Here is a 645-nt window from a genome sequence, read left to right as displayed (position 1 = left end):
CTTGCCGCGCCATTCGATGATCCGGTTCAGGCTGCGGATTACACGCTCAGCCGGCAACGAGAAATCAACTTCTATGCCTAAACCTTCACGATTGAAGTCGTCGAGCACGTTCAACAGCCGGAATGCGCGGCCATCCTCCAAGCGATCCGCCATGAAATCCATCGACCATGAGACGTTCGGCGCCTCAGGCACAGCCAATGCATCAGGCTTGTCCCGGTGCAGCCGTTTGCGAGGCTTGATCCGCAGGTTCAGCTCCAGCTCCCGGTAGATGCGATAGACGCGTTTATGGTTCCATGGCCGGCCCTGCACATTGCGTAAATACAAAAAGCACAGGCCAAAACCCCAATTGCGCTTGGCATTCGTTAATCCCACGAGCAGATCAGCGATCTCCTCGTTCTCGCCAACCAGTTTTGGCGCATAGCGATAACAGGTCTCGCTCACGCCAAACGTCCGGCAGGCCAGCGCGATGCTCACCCCCCGCCTCGCCACCGCCACCTCGGCCATCTCGCGGCGTTTAGATGGCCGCGCTACTTTTTTCCCAAAGCCTCCTTGAGCAGCTCATTCTGCATGCTCAATTCCGCAAACATCTTCTTCAAACGCCGGTTCTCGTCCTCAATCGCCTTCATCTGCGACACCATCGAGGCA

At 57.1% G+C, this 645-nt stretch carries 1 pseudogene; it reads right to left on the bottom strand.

The annotated features are described in order from the left end of the window. A pseudogene (locus tag MXAZACID_RS17430) lies at window positions 1-645 on the bottom strand (DDE-type integrase/transposase/recombinase); the annotation flags it as partial.

Origin of the sequence: Acidocella sp. MX-AZ02 (assembly GCF_000306035.1) — a bacterium.
Lineage (GTDB): Bacteria > Pseudomonadota > Alphaproteobacteria > Acetobacterales > Acetobacteraceae > Acidocella > Acidocella facilis.
The sequence above is the reverse complement of the archived record's forward strand: the minus strand, read 5'-3'. Positions and strand labels throughout refer to the sequence as shown.